The organism is Hirschia maritima DSM 19733, assembly GCF_000378345.1.
Lineage (GTDB): Bacteria > Pseudomonadota > Alphaproteobacteria > Caulobacterales > Hyphomonadaceae > Hirschia > Hirschia maritima.
This window is the reverse complement of the sequence record NZ_KB899546.1, coordinates 364,030-380,708: the sequence shown is the minus strand read 5'-3', so window position 1 is coordinate 380,708 and position 16,679 is coordinate 364,030. Positions and strand designations below refer to the sequence as shown.

Sequence of the window (16,679 nt, the reverse complement as noted above, 5' to 3'; positions counted from 1 at the left end):
AGAAACAAAAAATGAAAAAGACAATTTGTCTTAGCTGTTCACTGTCAGAGCCCTCCTTGATCTGTAGCCTTAAAATAGGTCTTCGACTTCGTTGTGTCAAACTGATTTCAAGATTTCAAAACACAAAAAAGCTCTCACAGTTTCTTGCGAGAGCTTTTCTATTTCTAATTCAGCAGTCTAAATTTAGAAGCTCTTACGAACTGTTACACCAACTGTTCTTGGGTTGTTTGTACGGAACCCAAGACGAGCACGACCACCACGTTCTCTGTCGAATGATAGATCTGCGTCCTCATCAGTCGCATTGTTGACGTATAGAATTAGATCCCAAGTTTCAAATTCCAAACCTGTGCTCAGGTTCAATGTTTGGTAGGAATCCAAGTCTAGGTCGACCAAAGTGCTTGGGTTTTCAGTTCCATCAAAAGTACCATTTACAAGACCAGTTGCTGTTGGAAGTCCTTGTCCAGCAATCTGGTCACTTGGTTGAGTGAAACGGTCACCGATCAATTGCAATGAACCAGCTACAAAAGCTGACGCTCCTGCAATTCCGGCATCCCAATAATACGAACCAGACACAGATAGCTGATACTCAGGTACTGATGGCAAGCGGTTACCTTCTTCAATACCCGCAAGAATAGAACCAGTTCCGTCTACAACTGTGCTGTCAAATTCACTCTCAAGTAAGCTCAGCGCAATGTTCATGTCAAAGCCATCAAAAGGACTATATCCCATTTCAGCTTCGATACCTTGAGTGTGAGCCTCAGGGACGTTGAAAACAACACGTGATGAACATGAACCAGCATCCAGCGTTACTTGGAGGTCTTTAATTTCACTACGGAAAACCGCACCGCTAAATGTGAAGCTACCTTGTTTGGCTTTCAGACCAGCCTCATAGTTCCACATTGTTTCATCATCATATGCTTGGAAACCACCAAAAATAGCTTCATCAGCGGCGTTACACAAAGTTGCGTTGAGTGGATCGTTTACACCACCCAATCTGAAACCTTGAGCGGCTTGCGCGTTCAGCGTCACTACATCATTCAGCTCGTATGAAACCAAGAAGCGTGGCGTAAATCCACTTGATGATGTTGTATCTACAACGCCAGAATCACCATTCGCAAACAGGCCACCCGAAGAAATTGTACGGTCTTCTTCAAAGTCATAGTACCGCCCACCAACAGTCGCTGTTAGACGGTCTGTAATGTCCCAATTCACCTCTCCAAATACTGCCCATTGATCAAGCGTGTAATCAAGGTCCGAGTTAAATGGAGAATCTACACCAAATCCATTCGCTACAGCCGCAGATGTTCCTGCACCCAAAGCCGCATCAGTGGCTACATCATAGCCCGGCGTTGGTAGGCGCTGCTTATAAGAACGATCATTTGTAGAATAGAATAATCCACCTAACCAATGGAATGGCCCCTCGCTGTTTGATGACAAACGGAGTTCTTGCGTCCAAGATTCATAGGCTGTGGAATCTCGCAGGTTTGATGGCGTAGAATAAATTCCGGCGTCGTAGCCTAAGTCAGCAGACACACTGTGAGTTAAAGCGCTTGCATCACGACTCACCAAAATTGAACGATCTGCAAAACTCGTTACAGAAGTTAGCTCTACTGGACCAAAGTCAATTGTCGCAGTTAAGTCTGCCAACAAAGTTTCATCTTTAAATTCTTCATCGCCGAGCAAAAATTGCTCTCTCGGACCAAGTTGTGCTCCAGCTGTCAGCCAATTGAAAGCTTCTTCACGATTGAATCCGTCTGCTTGAATTTCCTGATAGATCACACGAGGAGTAATTGAGATATTTTCAGTGGGTTCGAACAACATTGCCAAACGTCCACCAGTACGAGTCCCAGTGTTTACATCTTCATCTCTGCTTCCATTTGGCCCCAATGCATCAATGTACCCAGCATATTGAGTTGTATAAGCCACAGCTCTAAGTGCAGCCGTATCTCCCATTGGGATATTAACAGCACCTTTAAGGTGACCACCTTGATTCCCATCTTTGACAGTGTGGGCATTGGCCTCAACTTTACCTTCAAACCCATCCAAAGATGGTTGTTCGGTAATGTAACGTATTGTACCTCCCATAGAACCAGATCCGAAGAGAGTTCCTTGAGGACCACGAAGAGTTTCAACACGATTAAGGTCAAACAGGTCCAAATCAGGTGTGAACAAAGAAAGTGAGATGACAGATTCATCTAGATACACACCAACTTGTTCTTTTACACCAGGTTGGTCACGTACGATCTGACCCGCTGAGACACCGCGAATTGCTACCTGGCTTTGACCCGGCCCCAAATTCTGAATGCTGAGACCTGCAACACTGCGCGCAACATCTTCCAGATTGTTCGCACCACTCTTTTCGATGTCATCTGCTGTTTGAGCATTGATCGAAAACGGAACTTCCTGAATAGTTGAAGCACGCTTAGTCGCAGTAACGATAATTGTGTCCTCAACTTTAGGGCTTTCCCCCTCCTCCTGCGCGGATGCTTGAGGTGTTAAAAGCCCCCCAAGAACCAGCGCTGAGCTCATAAGTTTAAGATTTCTAAGTTTCATGACGTTTCATTCCCCTAAAGCCGCATTTTTGCGTTATTATATTGCTTCATATCCGCCAGTTAAGAGCACAAAACACCCTCAAACAAGCGAATTAGAGTAATTATTATTCTTTCAAATTGGAAAAAGATCAAGCCAATTCGGCTTTAATACATGCGCCAAACAGGAAAATGTAATAAATTCACCGCAAATAAATTGAATTTTGGAAAATTATCCCGTTTTTTTGGTAAATCGCCATGCTTTTTGATAAATATCATTCAAAGCGATAACTTTACGTAGAGGCAGTTGGATCAATTTAATGCGATAAACACACTAAAATTGTTGTATTTAGGGAACAGTGGCTATCAAATAGTACAGCATATCCCTTCAAACAAAAATTCACACAGCTCAGCAATGCAACCAAAGCCGATACTATTCTGCTTTAAACTGCGGGCGCGCTATCGTCGCTGTGTTTTTGAGTATTTCTCTACCTGCCGGTTTTCCATGGCTTGGTACAACAATATTACTGTTGGGAAATGCATTTGCAGCGTTCTCTACTGCTTTGGACCAATACTTCAAATTGGCATCACCAGTATTTCCGAGCGACTTGGTCATGCCCGGTCGGATCATGCAACCACCAAATAGTATTCTGGTGGTAAAATCATTTACGACAATATTGTCCTCTGAATGACCTCCCCCCGGATACAATACACTGAGCCCATTCCATTCAATTTGATCACCAATTTCAGACAAGTCCAACTGGCTCTGAGCTTGATCCAAGCCGCGCTCTAACGCCAATTTATTCGTGAGCTTTGAGGCATAAGTTACAACGCCTCTAGAATGCAGTGCTTTCATTCCACCCATTTTATCACTGTGAGCATGAGTATGGATGGACGCTTGAACAGGTTTCTTAAGAGTAATTTCGGCCCAATCTAATATCTCGGCTGTTTGTTCATCATTCCACGCCGTATCAATCAATACAGTGTGGTTTCCTCGCTCAATGATAAGGCCATTTGTAAGAACATTTCCCCATGGCATCACAATCTTATAGGATGTGTGAATCCATACACCGTCTCCTAGCTCTTTGATTTCAACGGGTTTTAAATCTGGGGATGTTTTACGAGGTTCTTTTACTTCTGCATCACTTTTGTTCTGCGTTGTAGAGACTTTTTGATGCGCGCACCCCGAAAGGAACATCGATGTAAATATAATCAATATTCCGATCGAGGTAATTTGCATTGTTATTAACCTTCAGATGGCTCAGGAACACCTACAACATGGAAACCAGCATCAACGTGCAACACTTCTCCCGTAATAGACTGACCAATCGGAGAAAGAAGATAAAGCGCTGAACCTGCCACACCTTCCATTTTAGTGTCTTCACCAAGCAAAGACATTTCTTTACCAGCTGACATCAACCCTTTTGATCCTTTAATGCCCATCAACGCCAATGTGCGCATTGGGCCAGCTGAAATAGCATTCACACGCACACCCTGCTTACCCAAATCACGGGCTGCGTAACGTGTCGCTGCTTCAAGTCCAGCCTTAGCAACACCCATGACATTATAAGAAGGAATAACACGTTCAGAACCAAGATAAGTTAGGTTCACAATAGACCCACCCTCTTCCATCATGTCTGACGCACGGCGACATACATCAATGAATGAGAAGACAGAGATATCCATGGCACGCGCAAAACCCTCACGAGTCGTGTTGTGAACCATCGAACCTTTGAGTTCATCTTTTCCCGCAAAAGCAATGGCGTGAACAACGAAGTCCAGCTTACCATATTTATCTTTGAGGGTAGCAAAAGCTGCATCCATCTCATCATCATTCGTCACATCAGCGGATATCATTGTATCCATTCCGATAGACTCGATAAGCGGACGCACGCGGCGTTCAAGCGCTTCACCTTGATATGTGAAAGCCATTTCAGCGCCTTGAGCTGCCAATTGCTGGGCAATACCCCAAGCAATAGAGTTCTGGTTTGCAACACCCATGACTAGGCCTTTCTTGCCTGCCATTAGCTCGCCTTTGGGAAAGTTCCAGTCCGCCATATTGGGGATCTCCATACAAGAAAAATGTAAGTTGTTTACCTTAGTAATAATTCGTTACAATACGTCAACCATATCCTGCGGAATGTAGCATTCTATATCTCGTTTTCCATTTAGAGATAGAGCTCTATCTCAACAAGGAACATGCTAATATCGCAGCGGTTTTTGAGGTCATATTGTCTTTGTCATGTTTGGGAGACACTTCTACCAAATCTGCAAGCGGCATCACGCAATTGTATACTGCACATGATGTTTTGATTTTATCTATTATGTACTCAATCACCGAAAGACTGACACCTCGAGCAGCAGGCGCACTCACGCCGGGAGCCTGGTAGTGAGGCAATACATCAATATCAATCGTTAGATAAATAAGATCGCAGCGCTTTGTGATTTCTTCAATTTCTACGTCTGCGGATATCAGATCAGAAACCAATGCTTTATCTGACACGAGTTTTACACCCCATTTCCGAGCGCGCATAAATAGCGCTTCCGTATTGGCTTCCTGCGCAACACCGATGCAAAGATAATCAAACTGATCTTTTTCAAGCTGTTTAATCTGATTGAAAGGCGTGCCCGAAGAAGGTCCCGCCTCGCCAATATTACGTAAATCCAAGTGCGCATCCAAATTGATAATGCCGATGCGCTTATCTGGATAAGCCGATCTCAATCCCAAATAGCTGGCAAAAGCGGTTTCGTGACCTCCACCAAACACAATTAGTTTAGAGTGGATTGCCAAGGCCTCGCCAATTCGTTTCCCCAGCTCATCTTGCCCCTGCTCAAGATCATCACCATCCACAACTACATCGCCCAAATCTACAAAGGGTTTGAAGTCCGTTGGTGCAGCCAATCCAGCAAATGATTGACGAATTGTCGTCGGAGCTTCTTTTGCTCCACCTCGCCCTTTATTACGCAAGACCCCTGCTTCGCATGCAAATCCAATTATTGCATTTGGTCCCGATTCACTTTGAAAATGCGCGACCCGTTTTGCATTTTCTCCATCTTCAGGATCCGCACGACACATTAAACGCTGAGCAGACTTATGAAAAACAGGCATAAAAGCTCCTAACTAAAGCTTTGAATAAAACTTAAATCCTTGATTATAATAAAGTTTCAGAGTTGTTATAAATGATTGATCATACCAAGTTGTACGGTCAACCAGGAATAATGCACTGCCCTCAGTAACATCTAGGGCATCAGCAATATCGCAATCAGCATTCACAGCAGAAAACGAGACATCACCCGAAGAAAATGGAACAGATTTAATCAGCCACTCGTTCACGCTGATTGTATCAAATTTCTCTTCTTCAATATGAGGTACAGCTGCTGGATTTACCCAACGCATCTCAAATGCAAATGGTCGCTCATCTGCCAAATGAAGCGCTTCCAAATACAGCGCTTTCTCATCAGCGCCCAAATGAAGCCGTGTACTCACAGAAATTGGTGGCTTTTTAGATTCCCGACATACAATCTTATGCCGATAAACAGCACCTGTAGCTTCCACTTGTTGCCGGACGATAGGAATCTCGAATTTTGCTTCCCGTTTTGGTAACTCACAAACACGCGTTCCTCCCTTGCGTTTGCGAATAACAATGCCTTCTTCAGCCAGTGCCCTTAACGCCCGGTTTACAGTCGTTCGAGCACATCCAAATTCTTCAGCTAATTCTTCCTCATTCGGGATTAATTCCCCTAATTCCCATTCTCCCGATTGAATACGTTCAAGCAGTGTTTCTCGAATTATCTTATGAGAGATTGCGTTCATAGGACTTGCTCAACTTCATTATTATGTGCATACATAATAATATTATAACTGTTTTTGGCAAGCTTTTATCCATTGCATTTGTAGATTCAAAATGAACAAAATCACTGTTTTTGAAAATTGTAACGTCGCCACAATGGTGAAGGACACAACACCCTATGGCTTGATCGAAAATGCCAAACTTGTTGTTTCTAAAGGTATTATATTGTGGGTTGGTGCAGCATCTAAGTGCCCTGATGAATACAGGTCTATTGATTCAATTTCACTTGAAGACCGTCTCGTCACTCCATCTTTGATTGATTGCCACACACACATAATATTTGGAGGAAACCGCGCAAAAGAATTTGAATTGCGCCTTCAAGGTGCATGCTATGAGGAAATAGCGCGTCAAGGCGGAGGCATTCTTTCAACAGTTACCCAAACCCGCCAAGCCAGCTTTGAAACACTTCTTCAAAACGCTCTACTCCGCGTAGATGCGCTTATGGCTGAGGGAGTTAGGGCAATTGAAATCAAATCTGGATATGGCCTATCCATAGCAGATGAGATCCGCATGCTGGAAGTAGCCGCGGAGATAGAAAAACAGCGCGATATTTTGGTCAAGAAAACATGGCTAGCTGCTCATGCTGTTCCTCCAGAATATAAAAGAAAAACCGACGCCTATATAGACGAAGTTGTCATTGAGGGTCTTAAGCAAGCACACACCAAAGGCCTTATTGATGCGGTAGATGGGTTTTGCGAAACCATTGGTTTTACACCCGTTCAAATGAAACGAATATTTGATGAAGCAAAATCGCTTGGCCTACCCGTTAAGTTACATGCTGAACAATTATCCGATCTAAAAGGTGCTCTTCTTGTCGGAGAGTATAATGGACTTTCTGCCGATCACCTCGAATATCTGCAAGATGAAGACGTGCCCAACTTTGCAAAGAATGAGACGGTTGCTGTGCTGTTACCAGGTGCATTTTACACCCTGAAAGAAACAAAGCGTCCGCCAATTTCTGCTCTACGTAAACACAATGTGGATATGGCTGTGGCGACAGATTGCAACCCTGGCAGCTCCCCTCTTACATCCCTCCTAACTGCCATGAATATGGCGTGCACCTTTTTTGACCTTACGCCCGAAGAGGCCTTGGCAGGCACCACACGAAATGCAGCTAAGGCTCTAGGCATTCAGGGCGCATTTGGAAAGGTCGCAACAGATATGCCTACAAATCTGGCCGTATGGAATGTCTCACACCCTGCTGAGCTATCTTATTGGATCGGCAGCTCCCCTCTCTATAAAACAATTTCACCTTCGGATTTTTCATGACGACTATTCTAACGCCGGGAACAACATCTCTTAAGACGCTCGAGCAAATCTATCGAAGTGATGATGATTTCTCGTTGGATTCCAGTGCATATGAAGCTGTTCAAATTTCAGCTGATATTTTGACTCAGCAAATAGCGGGTGACCAAGCTATTTACGGCGTAAATACTGGGTTTGGTAAGCTAGCTTCAGTTCGTATTGATGACAGCGACTTAGCCACACTACAACGCAATCTCGTATTGTCTCACAGTGCTGGTTTTGGCCCTGCTTTGCAGAAAGAAATCGTGCGCCTTATTATCGCGCTTAAATGTCTCTCTCTTGGACGCGGCGCATCTGGTGTTCGACCGATTGTGATTGAAGGTCTTCAAAACCTGATAAAAGCAGATGTCATTCCTATTATTCCTGAAAAAGGATCAGTTGGAGCTTCTGGAGATTTAGCTCCACTTGCACATATGACTGCGACCCTGATCGGCGAAGGTGAAGCTTTTTATCAGGGTGAGAAAATGCCGGCGATAAGAGCGCTTAAATTGGCAGAATTAGAGCCAATTGAGTTGTCTGCAAAAGAAGGTTTGGCGCTACTCAATGGAACCCAAGCATCCACTGCTCTGGCACTCGCCGGATTATTTGATGCATGGCGACTGGCCACAACTTCTCTAACCACAACTGCATTGTCTATTGAAGCAGCAATGGGATCAAGCGCGCCATTCCGTGAAGAAATCCACACTCTACGAGGCCACCAAGGTCAAATTGAAAGTGCTGATAGACTTCGTTCTTTGCTGTCATCATCAGAGATTCGCGAAAGCCACCGCGATGAAGATGAGCGCGTACAAGACCCTTATTGTTTAAGGTGTGCACCTCAAGTCATTGGCGCTTGCATGGACCAATTGCGCCATGCAGGACGAACTCTTGAAATTGAAGCCAATGCTGCAACCGATAATCCACTTGTCTTATCCAATGGTGACATTGTCTCTGGCGGAAATTTTCACGCCGAACCCGTTGCCCTAGTTGCGGATTTAATCGCTATGGCAGTCTCCGAAATTGGTTGTATTGCCCAAAGACGTGTCGCACTGCTCGTGGACCCTGCCCTAAGTTTTGGTCTACCCGCATTTCTTGCACCTAATCCGGGCTTAAAATCCGGTCTGATGATTGCTGAAGTCACGTCAGCAGCATTGATGAGCGAGAATAAGTCTCTAGCTAATCCGCGCTCAATTGATTCAACGCCCACATCTGCCAATCAGGAAGACCATGTCTCCATGGGTTGCCATGCAGCGCGTCGATTATTGGAAATGAATACTAATCTAGCCGGTATTTTGGCTGTTGAAGCTATGGCAGGCGTGCAAGGCATTGAACTAAGAGCACCTTTAAAAACTAGCACATTGCTTCAAGGCATAATTTCTCAAGTTCGCAATGTTTGCCCGCCTTTTATTGAAGATCGCATTGTCAGCAATGATATCGAGACGCTCAGCGATCTAATCCACACTCAAAACCAACTCAATGAATTTGAAGCCGATGTCGCTTCGATCAAGCTATAAATACAAGTCCGTAGGGAAACGAAATGACCAACAAATTTGCCAATGCCCGAGACGTAAAAAGCCCGACAGGACCAGAGCTGAATTGTTTGAGTTGGACGACAGAAGCCCCCTTCCGCATGCTTCAAAACAATCTGGATAGAGAAGTTGCGGAAAATCCCGATGAACTTGTCGTTTATGGAGGGATTGGCAGAGCAGCTCGTACTTGGTCCGACTTTGATAAAATTATTTCCACGCTTAAAACTCTTACGGAAGATGAGACTCTACTTATTCAGTCTGGAAAGCCCGTCGGCGTGTTTCAAACTCATAAAGATGCGCCCCGTGTTTTAATTGCAAATTCCAATCTCGTCCCGCATTGGGCTAATTGGGATCATTTCAATGAACTCGATAAGCAAGGCTTGATGATGTATGGCCAAATGACAGCTGGCTCTTGGATTTACATCGGAACACAAGGCATTGTTCAAGGCACATATGAAACCTTCGCTGAAGCTGGCCGTAAACATTATAATGGCGATCTAACAGGCAAATGGATACTCACGGGCGGACTTGGCGGAATGGGTGGTGCCCAGCCTCTCGCCGCTGTCATGGCAGGCGCGTGTTGTTTAGCTGTTGAATGTAACCCGGACAGCATCGATTTTCGGTTACGGACGCGTTATCTCGATGAAAAGACAGATGATTTAGATACAGCTTTAGAAATGATAGACCGCTGGACAAAGGCTGGCGAAGCAAAATCTGTAGGTCTGCTAGGCAATGCAGCTGATATTTTTCCTGAGCTGGTGAAGCGCGGCATTCGCCCTGATTTGGTAACGGATCAAACCTCCGCCCACGATCCTGTGAATGGATATCTTCCCCAAGGCTGGACAATGGCGCAATGGAAAGAAAAGCGCGAGACAGACCCAAAATCAGTTGAGACGGCCGCCAGAGCTTCGATGAGAGTTCAAGTTCAAGCTATGTTGGATTTCTGGAATGCAGGCATACCAACAGTGGATTACGGCAATAATATCCGTCAGGTCGCAAAAGATGAAGGCCTAGAAAATGCGTTTGATTTTCCAGGCTTTGTCCCCGCTTATGTTCGCCCTCTTTTTTGTCAGGGTATAGGGCCGTTCCGTTGGGTAGCTCTCTCAGGTGATCCTGAAGATATCTACAAAACAGACGCAAAAGTGAAAGAACTTCTTCCGGACAACAAACACCTACACAACTGGTTGGACATGGCACGTGACCGTATTGCATTTCAAGGATTACCAGCACGCATATGTTGGGTCGGATTGGGAGATCGTCACCGCCTTGCGCTGGCTTTTAACGAAATGGTCGCCAAGGGTGAATTAAAGGCCCCAATCGTCATCGGACGTGACCACTTGGATAGTGGCTCTGTAGCTAGCCCAAACCGTGAAACTGAATCCATGCAAGATGGCTCTGACGCTGTATCAGACTGGCCTTTGCTCAATGCCCTGCTCAACACAGCATCAGGTGCGACATGGGTCAGCCTGCATCATGGTGGCGGTGTGGGAATGGGTTTCTCACAACATTCAGGCGTGGTGATCGTGGCTGATGGAAGTGAAGATGCAGCACGTCGTCTTAATCGCGTCTTGTGGAATGATCCTGCAACGGGTGTCATGAGACACGCAGATGCTGGCTATGACATCGCCAAAGATTGCGCTCAAAAGAACAGCCTAAACCTACCCGGAATTTTATAGCTAAATTAAACTGTAAAACTCTTTACATTCACACCTTTATTTTTCGTCTAAGGATTCCTTCAAAACATGCGTGGAGGAGTCCGATATGACAAATTTTAATGGCAAAACAGTATGGGTCACAGGTGCATCATCAGGCATTGGTAAAGCTTTAGCACAAAGCTGTGCAGCCGAAGGGTCAAACATCATCCTGTCGGGGCGACGTGTTAAAGAATTGGAAGCTCTTGCTCAAAGCCTGCCATCTCAATCTTTGGTTTTACCTTTCGATGTTACAAATTTTTCAGCCCTAGAAGGCCTAGTTGCACAAGCCTGGGACTGGAAAGGACAAGTTGATATTCTCATAAATAATGCTGGAATCAGTCAAAGAAGCCTTGCAATTGATACGGACCCGCAAGTTTACACTGATCTTATAGAAATCGATCTAACCGCCCCTATTTGGCTCACTCAATTACAATTACAGCGCATGTCAAAAATTGGCGGAGGGCACGTTGTAGCCATTAGCTCTGTCGCAGGGCGCATAGGTGCACCAATGCGTACAGCTTACAGCGCCGCCAAACACGGGCTAATTGGTTATATGGATGCTTTACGGGCGGAAGTCTCTCAAACCCATAACATTCAAGTCACCAATATCTTACCCGGTTCCGTTGCCACCGATGTGTCTCGAAATGCCTTAACGGCTGATGGTTCTAAACGTGGAGAGTCTGATGGATATATCGAGGCTGGTGATGACCCTAAAGATTGCGCCGAAGCTATCATTGACGCCGTAAAGAATAACACTCCTGAGCTTATTTTTGCGCAAGGCATGGAATTAGAAGCAGCAAAAATGCGCCATGCACAGCCGGAACAATTTTTCGGACTAATCGCCCAAATGGGAGCGCAAGTAGCGAAAGAAGGCTTGCCCAAATAGGCAAAACAGTTGAATTTTCCATGAAGCCAATGGCGCACCCAAGAGGATTCGAACCTCTGACCTCTGCCTTCGGAGGGCAGCGCTCTATCCAGCTGAGCTATGGGTGCATTCTGCTCGACTGTTTGGCATTATATGAAACAACAATCAATATGATCTTACAACCTATTGGACCCAAAAATGAAAATTCCAATAGGCTGTAAGTTCTTAGAATTAGATGTTGAACTTATTGCTCATCATCTGAAAAAGCTTCAGCCGAGTTCCTAACCATTGTTAGAATAGACTGGCGTAGCTTTGGATCAGGAATAGATTGGAACGCTACAACCAGATCTACTGCATCAGCATCAATCAGACCAGTAAGTGCTTGATCCTTATCACTTTCAGCAAAAGTCCGATTCATCGCTTCGTCCATTTCTTCAACCCCCATGAAGAAATAGCCAATTGTTGTTTCCAACACACGCGACATCTCGAACAAACGTCCGGCGGAAATTCTGTTCACACCTTTTTCGTATTTTTGGATTTGCTGGAAAGTTAGCCCAAGAAGTTCCCCCAACTTCTCCTGACTGTAATTTAACTCTCTACGACGCCATCTCACGCGTCGCCCAACATGTTTATCGATTGAATTAGGTAGCTTATTTTCTGACATTCATCACACTTTTGCAATTCTGCCGCTCCCCAAAACAGCAGGTGGGGGGATACATAGGGAATACCCTAGCTCATACCCCATTTTCCATAGTAAATCGAAGAAAATGTCAACCTAAAGCTTTAATGTTTAGGCAAAGTAACCCATCCAACAATCAATATAAATATCAAACCAAGGACAAGTACTTCTCTGTGTCTACTATAGATTGTTGGTAAAAGAGAATTGGGAATATTTGAATCCAAAATTCTAGACTTCCAACCCTTTGGGTCCTCAGGGTAGTGGTCAAAGTCTGGCGATTCCGCCAATGCTGTCACGCGTCCATAACCATCAACAATCCCAGATATTCCTCGAGATGCAACGCGGGCCATCGGCAATCCCTCTTCAATTGCCCGATATTTTGCGTGTTCAAAGTGTTGAGATGGGGCCCACAACGGCCCAAACCATGAATCAATGGATATGTTTATAATCCAATCAGCACGTTCATAGGCTACATCAGACTCAACTCCCATTACACCAAGCTCTTCAATACGCCTCGGGAGCAAACCGGGGAAGAGCGCTTCATAACAGATTAGCGGTTGAAAATCAGGGATACCTTCAACAGACACGGGTGCAGGCGGTGGGCCAGCGTAAAACCCAGCTTCAGCTATTTGTTGTAATGCATTTATTCCCAATCGAGACGCTAGAGACCGGAAAGGCACCATCTCACCAAAAGGTACCAGCCTGTGCTTATAATAGATGGCTTCTGCCACTGAACTTTCCTGAGAAAGAACGGCCAGCGAGTTAAACCAACGCTCAGGATGAAATTGTCGATTCACAAAACTCGTACCAACAATCAGTTTCCTGGCACCTAAATTAGCAGAAACCGGATCCAACGCATCAGGGTATTGCAATAGCGCATATGGCACTGCCCCTTCCGGCCAAATAACGATTCGAGGGTTGGTCCCAGTATCCGGTTCAGTCAGCTCAAGATACCTACGCAACACCATTTGACGTACTTCTGGCTTGAACTTCTCATCTTGCGGAACACCCACATCGACAAGGCGAACTTCTGGGCCTGAAATTTCATCAACCGCATCCGAGAGACGACTGGAGCCCCATCCCCAAGCACAGCCAAACACGACCGCAACCAGAATTATGGGTAGAGATCGACCTACCCCCCCCATTTTTGAGCCAACTTGCGTTCGACCATCACAGAGAGCTGCAGGCGCACTGAAAAACGCTAGTGTGAGTAAACTCAGTCCCCACACGCCAAACACAGACGCTGTTTGCGAGACAGCCTCTCCAGGCGTCCAGACCATGGCAGGAATATTCCATGGGAACCCGCCAAAAATATGCCCTCTCACCCATTCAGCAGCGAATATCGTAAGCGCAAAAATGGCAACTCTTGCTGGTCCAGAAACCCAAAAATTTATGGCAACGCGCATCAACACGGCCCAAATGACTGCAATGGTGAGCGGCAACAACATCGAAAGCCAAACAAATCCAGCGTGCGCTTTGGAATCCACCAGGAAAGCAAAAGCAACCCAGTGAAATCCAATTCCAAATTGTCCGAATGCAAAGCAGAGCGTTCGCCAAAACACCGCGGACCGCGGATTTTCTTGACGCGTAGCACCATCAATCAGCCAAATTAAGCTAACCAACGCTACCATCATCATTGGCCAAATATTTAACGGCGCAAAAGAAAGGTTTGACAACACACCCAGCGCAAAACAAACAACGAGTGCTGGTGTTCCGCTCAGAGAATTTAAAAAATTATATGGCGCTGCCAAAAAATTCCCGTTTGGCGCGAATTCTTCATTCGTCGACCTGAACTTCTCGAACATAGTGACCCCGCTTATACCCTAGCCAACAGCTTTGGTGTTTTCATTCATTTTCACTGTCGTAGCAGGAGAATGTCCATTTTCGCAACGTATTCTCAGTTTTTTGATGCGTCTTGGGTCAGCTTCCATCACTTCAAAAGCAACATCTGCTGGGTGTTGAACTATTTCACCTCTTTGGGGAACACGGCCAGCAAGTGCAAACACAAGCCCACCGAGTGTATCTATCTCGTCTTCATAATCAGCAAGGGCAAGAGAAAGCTTTGTTTCTTCCTCAAAATCTTCGATCTCCGCACGCGCATCTGCAACCCAAACGCCTTCAGCCTTTAACTCAAAATGAGCTTCTTCTTCATCATGCTCATCTTCGATGTCACCGACAATTTGCTCAACGAGGTCTTCGATGGACACTAGCCCGTCTGTTCCACCATACTCATCGACAACAAGCGCTAGATGAATACGGCTTGTTTGCATTTTCACAAGAAGGTCCGGCAAACGCATAGAGGCAGGCACAAATAGAATTTCGCGTTTAATCTTGCTAAGAATTTGCTCACCATACATTCCGTTTACATCGCCACCATTGGAAATTTCGGCAACGACGTCTTTAATGTGAACAAAACCTATCGGATCATCGAGCGCTTCTCGATAAACTGGCAATCGCGAATGTGGTTCTTCCGTAAAAATTTGCAGTAATTCTTCTACGGTAGTCTCTATTTCTACAGCTTTGATCTCCACTCGGGGAATCATCACATCAGAGACTGTGGATGTTTCGAACTCGCTTATCCGCAAGCGCATCTCACTTGCTGAAGGACCAGAAGAAACATTTTCTTCAATCTGTCCATTCTGAACAGCTTCGCCGTCAGAGCCAGCAAACAAACTACCTAATTTAGAGAAAAACCCGCGATTCTTACGGCTATTTTTCTCGATCCTCGATCCATCTTCGGGCATGTCTATGCCGCATCTCCATATGGGTCTGGTAATCCAAGTGGTGCAAGAATTTGCGCCTCCAACCCTTCCATGTGTTTCGCTTCTTCCTCAGACATGTGGTCATAACCTAAAAGATGCAAGAAGCCATGCACTAGAAGATGCATGACATGCAGTTCAAAGTCACGCCCCAATTTGTCTGCGTCAGTCTTTGCAACCTCTAGGCCAAGTGCCAAATCGCCCAGAAAGGTTTGCATGCCGGGCATATCAGCACCTTCAGATGGAAACGATAGAACATCTGTAGGTGTATCTTTACCACGCCATTTTGAGTTTAATTCTCGCATTTCAGCATCATTGGTCAACAGGACTTCAACCAACCCACTTTGGTTCATTTTCTGTGCTGCTGCTTCCAATGCGCTTTCGATGACCTTCTCACAATCAACTAAAGCACTTGTCCAATTTTCGTCTTCAATACGAAGATCAATGGTTAGCACTGTTGGCGTATCAATCATTGCGGCTATTCTCATCATCGTCATAAGCTGTCACTATTCGCGCGACGAGATCATGGCGCACAACATCGCTTGCAGTCAGCGCCGTTTGAGACACTCCCTCAACACCATTTAGTATTCGCATACCATGGGCCAACCCAGACGGAGAACGATCGGGTAAATCAGTTTGCGAGGGATCACCGGTCACAACCATGCGAGAACCACGCCCTAAACGCGTCAACACCATTTTCATTTGTGGAATTGTTGCATTTTGCGCTTCATCAATAATCACAAAAGCATTTTTCAAAGTTCGTCCACGCATGAAAGCAAGTGGTGCAACTTCAATCTCTTTGCGCTCCTTACGGCGTTCTACTTCTTTGGCACCTAGAAGTTCATTCAATGCATCCCAAATAGGGAGCATATATGGATCAACTTTTTCCTCTAATGCACCGGGAAGAAATCCGAGCTGTTCACCTGCCTCGACCGCAGGCCGCGCGACAATCAATCGTTCTCTCTTGCCAGATTTTAGTTCTGATGCACCCACAGCAACAGCCAGAAATGTTTTACCAGTTCCAGCTGGTCCAGTTCCAAATACCAAACCAGAGGCATCGTCTCGGAGTTTTTTTAGATAACTTCGTTGTCCGGGAGTTTGAGGTGTCACCGGTTTATTTAGACCAGCAATGATTTCACCGCCACCCGAAGTGCCCGGCAAGGCATCATCACGCACAAGACGAATAACGCCTTCCAGTTCAAATCCAGAAGGATCAGCACCAGCCTCTACTCTGTCGGCAAACGCAATCAATGCCTGCTCGGCTAGAGCGGGCCCTTGCCCTTCACCATCAATGCGTATTTCTCCGCCCTGACTTTCAACACTGATATCAAAATCAGCAAGTTGCAGCTCTAAAACTTGAAGGTTTCGGTGCGCCGGACCACATAAATCTCGTAAACGCTTACTATCTTCTAACTTGAATACCCGCGAAGTGCGGTTGGCTGTTTTAGAACGATTTTTCGAAGCTGTTTTTTTAGTGTTCAAGCGCTATT

The 16,679-nt window shown here is 45.4% G+C and carries 14 protein-coding genes and 1 tRNA gene; 4 read left to right on the top strand and 11 right to left on the bottom strand.

The genetic code is table 11. The features are described from left to right. Nucleotides 1-183: 183 nt before the first annotated feature. The 5 genes from F551_RS0110120 to F551_RS0110100 form a co-directional block, all read right to left on the bottom strand. Nucleotides 184-2,553, bottom strand: coding sequence for a TonB-dependent receptor (locus tag F551_RS0110120; RefSeq protein ID WP_018997393.1), 2,370 nt, complete (start codon nucleotides 2,551-2,553; stop codon nucleotides 184-186). Nucleotides 2,554-2,961: 408 nt separating this feature from the next. Further along, nucleotides 2,962-3,768, bottom strand: coding sequence for a subclass B1 metallo-beta-lactamase (bla, locus tag F551_RS0110115; protein ID WP_033404888.1), 807 nt, complete (start codon nucleotides 3,766-3,768; stop codon nucleotides 2,962-2,964). Nucleotides 3,769-3,773: 5 nt separating this feature from the next. Then, a complete protein-coding gene (locus F551_RS0110110) occupies nucleotides 3,774-4,586 on the bottom strand; it encodes an enoyl-ACP reductase FabI (protein WP_018997391.1) in 813 nt (270 codons plus the stop codon). Between the two features lie 124 nt (nucleotides 4,587-4,710). Further along, the gene (gene hutG, locus F551_RS0110105) at nucleotides 4,711-5,637 is read right to left on the bottom strand and encodes a formimidoylglutamase (protein ID WP_018997390.1); all 927 of its coding nucleotides are present in this window, start codon (nucleotides 5,635-5,637) and stop codon (nucleotides 4,711-4,713) included. A gap of 12 nt (nucleotides 5,638-5,649) precedes the next feature. Beyond that, nucleotides 5,650-6,342: a UTRA domain-containing protein gene (locus F551_RS0110100; protein WP_018997389.1), complete on the bottom strand. Its 693-nt coding sequence runs from the start codon at nucleotides 6,340-6,342 to the stop codon at nucleotides 5,650-5,652. Nucleotides 6,343-6,433: 91 nt separating this feature from the next. Here F551_RS0110100 and hutI point away from each other — a divergent pair, with 91 nt between their 5' ends. From hutI to F551_RS0110080, 4 genes are all read left to right on the top strand, one after another. Then, nucleotides 6,434-7,648 carry an imidazolonepropionase gene (hutI, locus tag F551_RS0110095; protein ID WP_018997388.1) on the top strand — a complete coding sequence of 405 codons (1,215 nt, stop codon included), beginning with the start codon at nucleotides 6,434-6,436 and terminating at the stop codon, nucleotides 7,646-7,648. After that, a complete protein-coding gene (hutH, locus tag F551_RS0110090; RefSeq protein WP_018997387.1) occupies nucleotides 7,645-9,177 on the top strand; it encodes a histidine ammonia-lyase in 1,533 nt (510 codons plus the stop codon). The genes hutI and hutH overlap by 4 nt, the downstream gene beginning before the upstream one ends. A gap of 23 nt (nucleotides 9,178-9,200) precedes the next feature. Further along, nucleotides 9,201-10,868 carry a urocanate hydratase gene (gene hutU / locus F551_RS0110085; protein ID WP_018997386.1) on the top strand — a complete coding sequence of 556 codons (1,668 nt, stop codon included), beginning with the start codon at nucleotides 9,201-9,203 and terminating at the stop codon, nucleotides 10,866-10,868. A gap of 85 nt (nucleotides 10,869-10,953) precedes the next feature. Beyond that, nucleotides 10,954-11,772, top strand: coding sequence for an SDR family NAD(P)-dependent oxidoreductase (locus F551_RS0110080; protein WP_018997385.1), 819 nt, complete (start codon nucleotides 10,954-10,956; stop codon nucleotides 11,770-11,772). 30 nt (nucleotides 11,773-11,802) lie between these two features. Here F551_RS0110080 and F551_RS0110075 read toward each other — a convergent pair. The 6 genes from F551_RS0110075 to F551_RS0110050 all read right to left on the bottom strand — a co-directional run bounded on the left by F551_RS0110075 (nucleotide 11,803) and on the right by F551_RS0110050 (nucleotide 16,671). Continuing rightward, nucleotides 11,803-11,879: transfer RNA gene (locus F551_RS0110075), tRNA-Arg, on the bottom strand. Between the two features lie 116 nt (nucleotides 11,880-11,995). Next, nucleotides 11,996-12,415 (bottom strand): helix-turn-helix domain-containing protein, encoded by a 420-nt coding sequence (locus F551_RS0110070; RefSeq protein ID WP_018997384.1) that lies wholly within the window; start codon nucleotides 12,413-12,415, stop codon nucleotides 11,996-11,998. Between the two features lie 119 nt (nucleotides 12,416-12,534). Next, entirely contained in the window at nucleotides 12,535-14,235 is a 1,701-nt protein-coding gene (gene lnt / locus F551_RS0110065) for an apolipoprotein N-acyltransferase (RefSeq protein ID WP_018997383.1), read from the bottom strand. Nucleotides 14,236-14,253: 18 nt separating this feature from the next. Then, nucleotides 14,254-15,174: a hemolysin family protein gene (locus tag F551_RS0110060; RefSeq protein WP_018997382.1), complete on the bottom strand. Its 921-nt coding sequence runs from the start codon at nucleotides 15,172-15,174 to the stop codon at nucleotides 14,254-14,256. Between the two features lie 2 nt (nucleotides 15,175-15,176). Further along, nucleotides 15,177-15,662: an rRNA maturation RNase YbeY gene (gene ybeY / locus F551_RS0110055; protein WP_018997381.1), complete on the bottom strand. Its 486-nt coding sequence runs from the start codon at nucleotides 15,660-15,662 to the stop codon at nucleotides 15,177-15,179. After that, the gene (locus F551_RS0110050) at nucleotides 15,655-16,671 is read right to left on the bottom strand and encodes a PhoH family protein (RefSeq protein ID WP_018997380.1); all 1,017 of its coding nucleotides are present in this window, start codon (nucleotides 16,669-16,671) and stop codon (nucleotides 15,655-15,657) included. Before F551_RS0110050 ends, ybeY begins: the two co-directional genes overlap by 8 nt. Nucleotides 16,672-16,679 lie beyond the last annotated feature (8 nt).